The sequence below is a fragment of the Streptococcus sp. HMSC36C04 genome (assembly GCF_001839535.1).
Classification (GTDB): Bacteria; Bacillota; Bacilli; order Lactobacillales; family Streptococcaceae; genus Streptococcus; species Streptococcus hominis.
Genome location: NZ_KV841606.1, coordinates 100,684 through 113,292, shown reverse-complemented (window position 1 = coordinate 113,292; position 12,609 = coordinate 100,684). Strand labels below are relative to the sequence as shown.

General features: G+C 38.7%; 11 protein-coding genes and 1 pseudogene. 5 read left to right on the top strand and 7 right to left on the bottom strand.

The features are described 5' to 3' along the window. Positions 1-2 precede the first annotated feature (2 nt). Positions 3-1,181, top strand: a complete 1,179-nt coding sequence (locus HMPREF3249_RS08635; protein ID WP_049533604.1) for a TPM domain-containing protein — start codon at positions 3-5, stop codon at positions 1,179-1,181. Between the two features lie 91 nt (positions 1,182-1,272). Here HMPREF3249_RS08635 and HMPREF3249_RS08630 read toward each other — a convergent pair whose 3' ends face one another. The 5 genes from HMPREF3249_RS08630 to HMPREF3249_RS08610 all read right to left on the bottom strand — a co-directional run bounded on the left by HMPREF3249_RS08630 (position 1,273) and on the right by HMPREF3249_RS08610 (position 6,323). Further along, the gene (locus HMPREF3249_RS08630) at positions 1,273-1,677 is read right to left on the bottom strand and encodes an ABC transporter ATP-binding protein (RefSeq protein ID WP_049533603.1); all 405 of its coding nucleotides are present in this window, start codon (positions 1,675-1,677) and stop codon (positions 1,273-1,275) included. A 62-nt stretch (positions 1,678-1,739) separates the two neighbouring features. Next, entirely contained in the window at positions 1,740-2,978 is a 1,239-nt protein-coding gene (locus tag HMPREF3249_RS08625) for an aminoacyltransferase (protein ID WP_049533602.1), read from the bottom strand. A gap of 12 nt (positions 2,979-2,990) precedes the next feature. Then, entirely contained in the window at positions 2,991-4,205 is a 1,215-nt protein-coding gene (locus HMPREF3249_RS08620) for an aminoacyltransferase (RefSeq protein ID WP_059220546.1), read from the bottom strand. Beyond that, positions 4,205-5,014, bottom strand: a complete 810-nt coding sequence (gene yidA / locus HMPREF3249_RS08615) for a sugar-phosphatase (protein ID WP_059220547.1) — start codon at positions 5,012-5,014, stop codon at positions 4,205-4,207. The genes HMPREF3249_RS08620 and yidA overlap by 1 nt, the downstream gene beginning before the upstream one ends. Next, positions 5,004-6,323, bottom strand: a complete 1,320-nt coding sequence (locus HMPREF3249_RS08610) for an HD domain-containing protein (protein WP_059220549.1) — start codon at positions 6,321-6,323, stop codon at positions 5,004-5,006. The genes yidA and HMPREF3249_RS08610 overlap by 11 nt, the downstream gene beginning before the upstream one ends. A gap of 208 nt (positions 6,324-6,531) precedes the next feature. Between HMPREF3249_RS08610 and HMPREF3249_RS08605 the strand changes: the two genes are divergently transcribed. After that, positions 6,532-6,918: a YwiB family protein gene (locus HMPREF3249_RS08605; protein ID WP_059220551.1), complete on the top strand. Its 387-nt coding sequence runs from the start codon at positions 6,532-6,534 to the stop codon at positions 6,916-6,918. A 367-nt stretch (positions 6,919-7,285) separates the two neighbouring features. Next, complete coding sequence (locus tag HMPREF3249_RS08600; RefSeq protein WP_070867567.1) at positions 7,286-9,979, top strand: cation-translocating P-type ATPase; 2,694 nt, start codon at positions 7,286-7,288, stop codon at positions 9,977-9,979. A gap of 85 nt (positions 9,980-10,064) precedes the next feature. Here the strand turns inward: HMPREF3249_RS08600 and HMPREF3249_RS08595 are convergent, their stop codons facing one another. Then, positions 10,065-10,355: a hypothetical protein gene (locus HMPREF3249_RS08595; RefSeq protein WP_003040284.1), complete on the bottom strand. Its 291-nt coding sequence runs from the start codon at positions 10,353-10,355 to the stop codon at positions 10,065-10,067. Between the two features lie 196 nt (positions 10,356-10,551). Between HMPREF3249_RS08595 and HMPREF3249_RS09565 the strand changes: the two are divergent. Beyond that, a pseudogene (locus tag HMPREF3249_RS09565) lies at positions 10,552-10,725 on the top strand (winged helix-turn-helix transcriptional regulator); the annotation flags it as partial. 151 nt (positions 10,726-10,876) lie between these two features. Next, entirely contained in the window at positions 10,877-11,677 is an 801-nt protein-coding gene (locus tag HMPREF3249_RS08590; RefSeq protein ID WP_003039899.1) for a DUF2785 domain-containing protein, read from the top strand. Here the strand turns inward: HMPREF3249_RS08590 and HMPREF3249_RS08585 are convergent. Continuing rightward, positions 11,674-12,531 (bottom strand): metallophosphoesterase, encoded by an 858-nt coding sequence (locus HMPREF3249_RS08585; protein ID WP_059220554.1) that lies wholly within the window; start codon positions 12,529-12,531, stop codon positions 11,674-11,676. The genes HMPREF3249_RS08590 and HMPREF3249_RS08585 overlap by 4 nt on opposite strands. Positions 12,532-12,609 lie beyond the last annotated feature (78 nt).

Here is a 12,609-nt window from a genome sequence, read left to right as displayed (position 1 = left end):
TTATGTTGAAGAAATTCATAATTTTACTGACAACTCTTCTTCTCTCCTTTCTCATGATTGGGACTGTCTGTGCAGAAGAAACCAACTATATTCGTGATGAAGTCTCAGCCTTTTCAAGCAAGGAAATAACAGAGATTAACAAAGCGGCTAAAGCTATTGAAGAACAATATCATTTTAAAGTTTACTTTTTGGCAGCAAAATCAGTAGGTGAAGGTGGTATTTTGGCCTATGCTGAAAAGGTTTATCAAGAATCTGCAGGCACAGCTGAAGGTATTCTCCTTGCTGTTGATAAAGAAAAAAATGAATGGATCCTATATTATGCTGGAAACGCTAAAGAAAAGCTAGGCGCAAAGAGTGATGACATACTTTGGCAAGCTTTTGATAGTGGGAAAAACAACTATAGTGGTGTTCGATATTATCTCAATAAGGTAGTCAAATTGCTAGATACATCAGCTAATAAATTACTTGTAGATGATGCTGATTTGCTGAAGCCAAAGCAAGAAAAGGCCCTGTTAGCAAAGCTCAAAGACATTAGTCAGCGCCAAAAATGCGATGTCGTTGTTGTGACCGTCAAGAGTCTGGAAGGAAAGAGCGCCCAAGACTTCGCAGATGACTACTTCGACTACAATGGCTACGGTCAAGGAAAAAACCACGATGGGGTGCTTTTCTTAATCAGTATGGCAGAACGGAAGTGGCATATTTCAACGACGGGCTACGGCATCACTGCTTTTACCGATGCTGGCTTAGACTACCTATCAAAGCAGTTCTTACCTGATTTAAAAGATGGTGACTACAATGCTGCTTTTACAACCTACGCTGAGCAGTGTGATGATTTCCTCACTCAAGCACGAAAAGGACAGCCTTATGATGTAAAAAATCTCCCTAAGGAGCCCTTAAGTTGGTACTGGATTCCAGGAGCATTGGCTATCGGCTTTGGTCTCGCCTTTCTCATCGTAACAGGAATGAAAGGTCAGCTCAAATCTGTTTATTATAAAACCGGAGCCGCTGATTACATCAAGAAAAATAGTCTCCAGATTACCAATGCTCAAGAATTCTTCCTCTACTCAAATGTAGATAAGAAAGCAAAACCGGAGCCTAGCAGCTCCAGTGATTCTGGGGGTAGTAGTACACATACATCTTCCTCAGACAGAAGTCACGGGGGTAGTGGCGGAAGTTTTTAGATGGATAATAGTGGAAGTTTAAAAAGGTCAGGATAGTTATGCTGGCCTTTTTATTACACTTTATTTTACAACGGGGCGAATTTTAAAATTTTCAAACGATGTTGTCCACAATAATTTTATTTCTAGGGGAATTCAACGAGGAATGGTAAAAACTATCAATTTGCTTTACATCATTTTCCAAGTCAGAAAGAATATCTTCATTTGACAGTTGACTTTTATACAAAAAAGTAGCAAACATCTTTCCTTTTATATTCGTATTGAAGTCTGCAATGATTTTTGCATAGAAATAGCGTTTGCCTGCCAAACCTAAGACAATCAGCATATTTCCAAGAATTCCCAACATCAAGATTTGCCAGAGAATTTTTAGATTTTTCGTTTGAAAATTATCAATAATCATCCGAACGAGCGTTGGGTTTAAAACTGAATCAATCCATGTCGGCACGATAAACAGAAAGTAAATCGCTAGTAGTTTTTTTGAAATAAATCGTTTCAGCATATTTGATAAGTCCTATCTAAAATACGAATATTTAAAAACTCTCAAAAAGCTGTTTGAGAGTTTTAAGCGCGCCGTAGCAGTTTTTTAATCAAACTGAGAATTTTAAATTTTAATGGCTGTGGATAATAGCGGAAAGTGCCCATTTTACGAACAATGTAACCATTGAAGTTTTGTTTGAAACGGAGAACGCCGTCAGACCCGTCGAAAATTCCAGTAATACCAAGAAAATTATAAAAAGGAATACCTCGCTTGATAGCTTCTTTCATGACGTATTCTTGGAGAAGCGCTGGAGCATAAAATTTGTTAAATTCAGGATAGGAACCACTAAAGAGGTAAGTTGCCTCTTGTGGTGTGTACAGGAAAAGGCTGCCTGCAAGAACTTGGTCTTCTGTTCCATATTTATCTATCAATTCTTGCGCTTCGGCTTTGCGTGTTTCAAAACTTTCAAATTGGCTAGAGAATTCACGCAGTTGATTGTGTTTTTTCTCTGACTGAGGATTTTTTTCTAAATCCGCTTTTAATTTTTGAATTTTTTGTTTTAGTTTTTCTTGATCATGTTGCAGATGTTGCAAATAATCTTGAAAATTAAGCGTTGCAATCATGAAGTCCGCTTGATTGCCAAAAGCATCATAGAAATCTTGATAATAATCTAATGATTTATCGCTATATTCACGACGTTCGGAGGTGGCAGAAGTGATTTCCTTGAAAATATTTAATTCGTCTCTCTTCAATTTTTTTAGTTGAATGCCGAAAGTATTCGCTTTTTTGACGGTTGATTTGCCATTTTTGCTGAAGGATTTGATGAGGTCTTTTTCGGTAAGACCTGCCAGATCTTTGACATAGTGCCAATCAGGTTCGCCACCTGGATAACCTGTCTGCAAGCCATCAAATTCATAACCTAAGTCTGTCAAATCTTTTATCAATTCTGTTTTTTCGAGCGAAGTAGGCTGTCCATTGCTGTCAAATGTTTGATAAGTTTCATAAGGTTTGACAACTAGCTCTAAAGCACCATTTTCTTTGGCATAGGTCTTGAGTTCACGGTAAAAGTGTTGCAGGTCGTGAGGATTTGTTGAAACAGGACCGCAATTGATTTCCATGTGAAGTCCGCCTGTCATGGGCATACTGTAGAGCACAGCTGAAACAGTCACTTCATCAAGTTCATTTGTGTGACCGACATATTGGCAAGTAAAACCGCGTTTCGCTAAGAGCTTTTCCATTTCTACTGTTTGCATAAAAGAACGTTGAGCGCAAGACGCGCTATGGTTTACAAATTCTTCCTGACTAAGTTGTCTGAATGTCATACGATTCCTTTCTTAGTGTTTGCTGCGGAATTTCTTTCTCAAAGTATAAGCAAGGTTAGAGAGATGATAGAGTGGATTGGTTGGCAAGTTAAACTCTCCGACAAACTCTTCAATAGTTGGATTGAACTTGGACTTAAAGTGATAAAGTCCGCCGTCTAAATCATTTTCAACACCGCCCATGTTTTGCCAGTCCGCTCCACGGTCGAAGGCGTGCTTTGCTGTTTCATACCAAGTGAGGAGAGCTGGCTGGTAGCGGCGGTACTCTTCATCCATTCCAGCATAGATATTTTCAGAGGTAGCTCCATATTCTAGAACCAATGTTCCAGAGAGAGGAACATTGGTTGTTCCCTGTGCTATTTTTTCTGACAAGAAATTCATTTCTTCTTGCAGTCGTTTTTGTTCTTGCTTGTTATTTTCAATTTTACCGGGCTTAGTTTTTTCAGTGAACTTGCTGGCTTCTTTTTCAGCCTTAACTTTTTGAGCTTGGAGACTTTCCAGACGCTCGTTTAAGTCAATGCTTGCAAGTGTGATATAGGAATGCTCAGGATAAGTATCCAGCAGTTTTTGATAGTAATCCTGCCCGCGTAGATGAATGCTTTTCCGATTCTCTGTTTTTTTCATTAAAGCAGAGAAATCATCCAAAAGCTCTTTGCCACCAAATTGGACTTGAATACCTTTGTTGCGTGCGGTGCGAATGGCTTGACGTGTGCTCTTCGATAAAAGTTCTTCGCTGAAATTGTCCTTATAAATATTTGCTTGAAAACGTGGTTGAATCGTTTCATCAAGTGATTCTGTCCGTCCCACCCAAATCGCTCCAGCTTTCTGGAGATTTTGAATCACGTCAAGTGTTTCTTGCTGTTCTTTTCTGTCTTCTCCAATTTGAGCCTGCACGAGGAAAAGACTCGGATCAAACTTGATAAAAAGAGCTTTTTTAGTTTTAGCAAATTGTTTCAAGGAATTCAGGACAAATTGCAGTAATTCCTGATCATGATAATCCATAATAGGACCGCGAGGAATATAAAGCATAGTCATACCGAGCGGTAGAGGCTTGATGAGAATGCTAGCAGAAGCCACTAATTGGTCATTTTTGTAAAAGCCAATTCGTTCATTGTCCCAATTATCTTTGACCTTTGCCCAAGAAGCACTTTGAAGCAAGTTGGTTTGAGAACTTGCCTTAACAAAATCATCGTGTTCTTGAGCAGAAATTCCGATTTTATAAGTGTACATTAGTTTAAAACCCACTCTCTAATAGCGTATGCAACGCCGGATTCATCGTTTGATTTGGTAATGTATTTGGCGATTTTTTTCAGTTCATCGGTTCCATTTTCCATTACAACAGGATTTCCCACGACTTCTAGCATAGAACGATCATTTTCTTCGTCACCAATCGCCATAGTTTCTTCTTTTGTCAATCCTAATTTTTCTGCCAGATGCACGACTGCAGCTCCTTTGTTGACATTTTTTTTGACAATTTCTAAGTAAAAAGGTGCAGATTTCACGAGTGTGTACTTGTCGTACAATTCTTTTGGAAGTTTGGCGATTGCTTGATCCAAAATTTCTGGTTCGTCAATATACATGATTTTGACAATTTCTTTATCTACCATTTCTTCTGGAGTGCGGTAGTAGACTGGCATATTGACCAGCCCAGCTTCATAAACGGTGTATTTTCCAATGTTACGGTTAGCAGTATAAATACCGTCTTTAGTGATAGCGTGCATGTGAACCCCTAGCTTGCGACTGAGGCATTCGATATCCAGATAATCTTCATAGGACAAAGGTTCTTTGATGTATTCTTCCCCAGTGACTGTATCTTGAACCAGCCCGCCATTGAAGGTAATGACATAATTACCTGGCTCATTTAGATGTAATTCTTCGAGCAAATTTCTCACTCCTGGAATGGGACGTCCGGTTGCAATGACAATCTTTACTCCAGCAGCTTTGGCATCTTGTACAGCAGAAAAAACTTCTGATGTGACTTCTCTTTTGTTGTTTAATAAAGTTCCGTCAATGTCAACGGCAATTAGTTTAATGTTCATGTTCGTGTGATTCTCCATAAATAAATTGATCGTTTTTGATATACGACAAGAAAGTCTTACTATTTTCACTAAAAAGTCCAGCTTCTTTTAGCATTTCTTTTGGAAAATAGAAACGGTTGTCGCCATGCCTTGTACCTGCTAATGTTTCGACGATAGGGGATAAAGTGGATAACTCAGCGAGGCTACCATCCTTTTGGATAATTTCAATCTGAGTGCGTGGTTTTTCGACATCTGGACGATAAAAATCATAAGGCAGATCAAAATTGCGGTGAATAGCGGTATAGTAGTCAGGATCAAAACCGACTTCTGCAACCAAATCCCGCATAACATTCAGATATTTCTCATTTTCTTTTGAAAAAATAATGGATTTAAAGACTTTGCGGTTGATGAAACGCTGTGCCAAGTCAGATAAAATCGTATCAGGGCTTGTCATCCAGACCTGGAAATAAGTATTCATCACGCCGTCATCCAAAGCAAGATAATCTTTTAAAGTCACTCTTTTTTCAAAGAAAGGAATAAGGTTGGGAGAAGAGAGCGCAAAATAGTCTTTCTGTTTTGCGTAGAGAAATTTCGCTCGCTTGAGCAAGTTTTGCAAGAGCACTTCCATTGCCCGACTAGCAGGGTGAAAATAAACCTGCATATACATCTGGTAGCGACTGACGACATAGTCTTCCACGGCATGCATACCATTGCGTTTGAAAGCGATACCATTTTCAACAGGACAAATAACGCGCAAAATCCGTGTTAAATCAAATTGCCCATAAGAAGCGCCTGTGTAGTAGGAATCTCGCAAGAGATAGTCCATGCGATCGACATCAATCTGACTGGAAATGAGCTGCACCACCTGTTTGTTTGGATAGGTGTGATTGATAATGCTGGCTACTTTTTCCGGAAAATCAGGCGAAACTTGAATGAGAACTTGGTTAATCTCTGTTTCAGGGTTTGTGATAATCTGGCGTGTAATTTCCTCGTGGTCAGTATCAAAGAGACGCTCGAAAGTATGTGAATAAGCACCGTGACCTACATCGTGCAAGAGCGCTGTTGCCATGACAAGTAAGCTTTCATGACGATCCCAAACCTCTGGATATTTTTCGTCAAATATCTTTGTGATTCGTCTTGAAATTTCATATGCTCCGAGGCAATGCGAAAAACGGCTGTGCTCGCCTCCGTGAAAAGTATAGCCGGAAGTTCCTAACTGTTTAATGCGGCGCAGTCGTTGAAATTCTTTGGTGTTTATTAAATCATAGATGACTTGGTGATCCACATGAATGTAATTGTGGACGGGATCACGAAATACTTTTTCAATCATGGCTCTATTATACCACATCTCGTCTAGCAGTCCAAATAACAAAGTAGTCTATAAACTCTTAAAATAGCGATTCAAACTTGCTGTTTTAATTCAAAAATTCTCCCATTCAGAGCTATGGTAAAATAAAAGTATAAGAAAAAATGGGAGAAATATTTTTGATTTTCTGCTAAAATGAAAAAAGAAATAGGAAGACGAGGAAATTTGAAGAGTGAAACTTAGAATCCAAAATCGAATTCAAATAGATGAGCAAGTAGAGCAAATTGACCAAAGTTACGATGTAGATTGGACTCAAAAAGGCGCTTATCATTATTTATTGTTTAAAAATGAAGAAGGAGAGAAGGTTGTGCTGAAGTTTCATGATGAAGAACTGGTCATGACACGCTTCTCCACTCCTAAATCCTTGATGCGATTTATCAAAGAGGGAGAAGCTTTGGTTGGGATTCCGACACCAATAGGCATGCAGCAATTTATCACGAAAACAAGCCATTACCAAGTTGATTTGAAAAAGCAGACACTTGAACTTCATTATCAATTGAGAACGCCTGACGGCGAGCGAACTTTTGCGGATTATCAAATGGAAATTTCGTGGAGATAGAAAGATATGAAAAGAATCCTTCCTAGTTTAGTGACCGCGGCTATTTTCATTCTCAGTAGATTTATTTGTTTTTTTATAACGAGAGGCGATAGGTTCTTTGACCTAGCAGGAACAATCGTCATAGCGATTATTTTATTTATTGCGTCTTGTTATCTGTTCGGCAAAATAGATAGAAATTGAACTTTTTTTGCTTGAAAAAATTGAAGAATTTGGTATAATAAAAACACTCAAGGGAGTAGCTAGCGGGATATCCGTTACAAGGTCGTCAATACGAAAGCAATTTCCGGCCTTGTATGAAACAGCGAGACTTGTTGCAATAAACAGGTCTCTTTTTGTTTGTCAAAAAGGGATCAAAGGAGGAAATAGTTTGTCAAAAGAACAAAAACGCCAAGCGTTTTATACGCAAGGTTCGGAGGAAGTTTTAAAAAATTTAGAAACTTCTGAGCAAGGTTTATCAAGCAATGAAGCCGCTAAGCGTTTAAATGAATACGGACGCAATGAACTGGATGAGGGAGAGAAAAAATCTCTTCTGATGAAATTTATCGAGCAATTTAAGGATTTGATGATTCTTATTTTGCTGATTGCGGCTATTCTTTCGGTTGTGACTTCAGGTGGTGAAGATATTGCGGATGCCATTATTATTTTAGCCGTTGTCATCATTAACGCTATTTTTGGAGTTTACCAAGAAGGAAAGGCAGAAGAAGCGATTGAAGCGCTCAAATCCATGTCTAGTCCAGCTGCGCATGTGCTGCGTGACGGACATGTGACAGAAATAGACTCAAAAGAACTAGTCCCTGGAGACATCGTTATGCTTGAAGCGGGGGACGTGGTTCCTGCCGACATGCGTCTTTTAGAGGCAAATTCTTTAAAAATTGAAGAAGCGGCTCTGACTGGTGAATCCGTTCCAGTTGAAAAACATTTGACTGTTGATGTAGCTGCTGATGCAGGTATTGGCGACCGCATCAATATGGCTTTCCAAAATTCAAACGTCACGTATGGACGTGGAATGGGTGTCGTTGTCAATACAGGTATGTTTACAGAGGTCGGTCATATTGCTGGTATGCTCCAAAATGCTGATGAAACAGATACCCCACTCAAGCAAAATCTAAATGGTCTTTCAAAAGTGCTGACCTATGCGATTTTAATCATTGCAGCAATCACTTTTGTGGTCGGCGTATTCGTTCAAGGAAAAGACCCGCTGGGCGAATTGATGACATCAGTCGCACTTGCTGTAGCAGCGATTCCAGAAGGACTTCCTGCTATTGTGACCATTGTATTGGCACTTGGCACACAAGTTTTGGCGAAGAGAAATTCCATTGTTAGAAAGCTCCCTGCAGTTGAGACGCTTGGCTCGACTGAAATTATTGCTTCTGATAAGACGGGGACCTTGACCATGAACAAGATGACGGTTGAAAAAGTCTTTTATGACGGCAGTTTGCATGAAGCAAAACAAGATATTGACCTTGGACTCGACTTACCGTTGCTACGTTCCGTTGTACTTGCTAATGATACTAAAATTGACCAAGACGGGAAACTCATTGGTGACCCAACAGAAACAGCCTTTGTTCAGTATGCACTTGATAAAGGGTATGATGTTAAAGCTTTCTTAGAGAAATATCCTCGTGTCGCAGAATTGCCATTTGATTCTGATCGTAAGCTTATGTCAACCATTCATCCTTTGCCAGATGGTAAATTCTTGGTTGCTGTAAAAGGTGCGCCAGATCAACTTTTAAAACGTTGTGTGGCTCGTGACAAGGCAAGCGATATTGCGCCGATTGATGAGGCAACGACTCAGTTAATTAAGGAAAATAACTCAGGTATGGCCCATCAGGCTTTGCGTGTTTTAGCTGGTGCCTATAAAATTATTGATGAAATTCCAGAAAACTTAACATCTGAAAATCTTGAAAATGATTTAATTTTCACAGGTATGATTGGGATGATTGACCCTGAACGCCCAGAAGCTGCTGAAGCTGTTCGAGTGGCTAAAGAAGCAGGTATTCGTCCAATTATGATTACAGGTGACCACCAAGACACAGCGGAGGCTATTGCTAAACGCCTTGGAATTATCAATGATGATAGTAAAGACCATGTCATGACTGGTGCTGAGCTTAACGAATTGTCAGACGAAGAGTTTGAAAAAGTTGTTGGTCAATATTCTGTCTATGCGCGTGTATCTCCTGAGCATAAGGTGCGGATTGTTAAAGCATGGCAACGTCAAGGTAAGGTGGTTGCTATGACAGGTGACGGTGTAAATGATGCACCAGCCTTGAAGACAGCCGACATCGGTATCGGAATGGGGATTACAGGTACAGAAGTGTCGAAAGGTGCTTCTGACATGATTTTGGCTGATGATAATTTTGCAACGATTATCGTGGCTGTTGAGGAAGGACGGAAAGTCTTCTCTAACATTCAAAAGACCATTCAATACTTGCTTTCAGCCAATACAGCAGAAGTGTTGACGATTTTCCTTGCAACTCTTTTTGGCTGGGATGTGCTGCAGCCGGTTCATCTTCTCTGGATTAACCTTGTGACAGATACTTTCCCAGCTATTGCTCTGGGGGTTGAACCTGCTGAGCCAGGTGTGATGACTCATAAACCGCGTGGTCGTAAGTCTAGCTTCTTCTCAGGTGGCGTCATGAGTTCGATTATTTATCAAGGGCTTTTGCAAGGTGCTTTGGTACTCGGTGTTTATGCTTATGCTTTGATGAATCCTGTCCATGTTGGTGACATGAGAGCCATTCATGCGGATGCGTTGACCATGTCCTTTGCAACGCTTGGACTAATCCAGCTTTTCCATGCCTTTAATGTAAAATCTGTTTATCAATCACTTCTAACAGTTGGGCCGTTCAAATCTAAAACTTTCAACTGGTCTATTCTTGTTTCATTCATTTTATTGGCTTCTACCATTTTGGTTGAGCCACTAGAAGGAATTTTCCATGTAACAAAATTAGACTTTTCACAATGGGCAGCCGTTCTCATTGGAAGTTTCTCCATGATTATCATCGTGGAAATTGTTAAATTTGTTCAACGTAAATTAGGAATGGATAAAAATGCCATTTAAGACAGAAAAGTCATCTTTGGGTGGCTTTTTTAATTGTCAAACTATAATAAAAAATTGCCGTGAATACGACAATTTTAAGTCCTTATTACAAGCCATAAATACGAACATCTGGATCTTGTTTCCAAAGTGGTTGAAGTCCAACAAAAACATCATTTTTGAACATATCACTTTGTAGATAATTTTGAGCGTGCTCAACAGAGTCAAAACCATGTAAAACTTGCACATCTTCTGTGCGAATAAGTAAGTTCTTGCTCACAGCACCTTCGATAGTATCTAGAAATGGTTTGCGATAGTCATTATAAACTTTCGCTGCGGCGGGACGGTTTTCATCCGAAATATCTAGAGTGATTTGTAAATGTGCTTTAACTTGAGACATAGTATTAAGTCTCCTTGTCTCCTTTCATTTTATTTGAATTTATTATAAAATAGTGCTATTTTAAATGCAATACGTTACCAAATTAGTGAGTAACTAACTATTTTGTAAGGAGGCAGATATGTATCAACGAAAAATCGAAAGAAAACTCCGCTGTCCATTAGAGTATGGGTTAGATATCTTTTGAGGAAAATGGAATTCGCGCATTATTTGTATTCTTTTTATCAAAGGTTCATTGCGCTATAATGAACTAAAAGCAGAAATGCTAGATATTACAGATACTGTTCTCTCTAGAACTTTGAAAGAATTAATGCAAAATAATATGGTGGAAAGACGACAATATAATAAAATCCCTATGCGCGTTACTTATTAGTTGACAGAAAAAGCAGAGCCTGTGATACCAATTTTTGAAATGATATGTCAATGGTCAAAAAAGTATTTAGCGCCTGATGATATTAATAATAGTATTTGTGGACAGTTTCCTAAACAGGATGGTGAGTTCTTCATCTTAGCCGAGGAATAAAATGGTAAGAATAAAAGATAGTTTACAGCAGAAGTTACTTGATAATCAAGTGCGTTATGAAAGGGAAGAAATTCTTTGGATGTTAGATTATATCGGTCATCCTGATTATAAAATACGAGATGAGTTAATTTTTGTTACTCTAGCTAGAGCCATACAAGAGCAACTATTTACAAAGGAACAGTTTGATTTTGTAGCGATTGAGGCTCTAAAACGACAAGGACTCTTGTATAAAAAAGAAGAGATTGGTCAAGCGACTCTGACTCGATCTTTTACGGCTTTATTATTAGCTAATTTGCTAAATGCGGATGCTAAGAAAAATTCACTTTATTTTAAAAGACTTTCTAGTCAGCAAAGAATGGCTCTATTTGAACAAGGAATGTCTTATTTGCTGTATGAAAATGATAGGACTGGCTATTCTGAAGAATATGGTTGGGTTCATGCCTTTGCTCATGGTGCAGATCTTTTAGTTGAGATTATTTGTCACCCAGATTTTCCTATAACACGAGTAAATGAAGTTCTACAAGTATTAGAAAAGATTTTTAAAAGAGTGAATTGGCGTTTTATCAGTGATGAGGACTGGCGTTTGGCACGAGTCATCTATCAGGCTGTTTTAAATGATAGACTCTCACAAACCAGAGTTGCAGCTTGGTTAACTTCACTTGACTTTCCACTAAAAAATTCAACAGACTTCTTACAATTTTCTAATGCTCGTTCATGCTTGTTAGAAGTTTATCTTCAGTTAGACAAAGAAAAAGCTCTCTCAGACGAGCTAAGAGAAGCTATTCAGTTGTTTTCGTACTAAATATCAAAAATGATAAGTGCATCTTCTAGTTCTTTTTGGAGGTGCTTTTTCTTATATGATTGGAAAAGAGATAAGTTTTTTACTGCATTATAGCGTTTGTGGAGACGGTACATTTGAGATATTTTGTATTGAGGATAATCCTCGAAGAATTGTTGGGTCAACTGCCATTCGCGGATGTAACCAAGAGGTCTTGTATGATAGCAGACACCGTCAATCATTCGAGCGGAGTGGCGGTGGTGAAGATGACCAAAGATAACATCTTTCACACCATATTTGACAAAGAGATTATGAAAGGCTTGACTGCCCAGAAAAGCATTAAAGCGCTGAAAATAAGGGTGATTGTAAAGAAAATCTTTGTGAGGAACAAAATGCATAGCTAGGATAATAGGACCATTCAGAGAAGCCAAAATTCTCTCAAGTTGTTCTAGGGTCTGTTGAGTGAGTATAGGGTCATCAGTGTTGCGGTTCAATCGTCTATCAAACCAGAAAAATTGCTTGGTTCGTTTGTGTTCTTCAAGTGTTTTTTCAGGAAAGAAGCCATAGTCATACCAACCTGCTAGGCTAATAAACTGAGTCGGTCCAAATGATTGTACATTGAAATTGTGCTGTTGAATGTCGTCTTCAGTCATTCCTAGCATGTCATGATTGCCTAAATTGTAAGAAACGGAGAAGGATTTTTTGAGTTTTTGTAAAAAAGGCAAACTAATGTGTTCAAAATCATTAGACAGATCCCCTGCAAAGTGAATGTGGTCAACTTTTTTCTTTTTTAGTAAATCAATCAAAATGGTGATGTCTTCATCGGTAAATTGGTTTGAATCCAAATGAAGATCGCTCATAAATGCTAAATTTGTCATGCTCCTAGTGTAGCATAATTAAGGTAGAATGAAAGAAATAAACATTTTCGTCAGAAATCGTAGGAAAGTTTAAGCCTT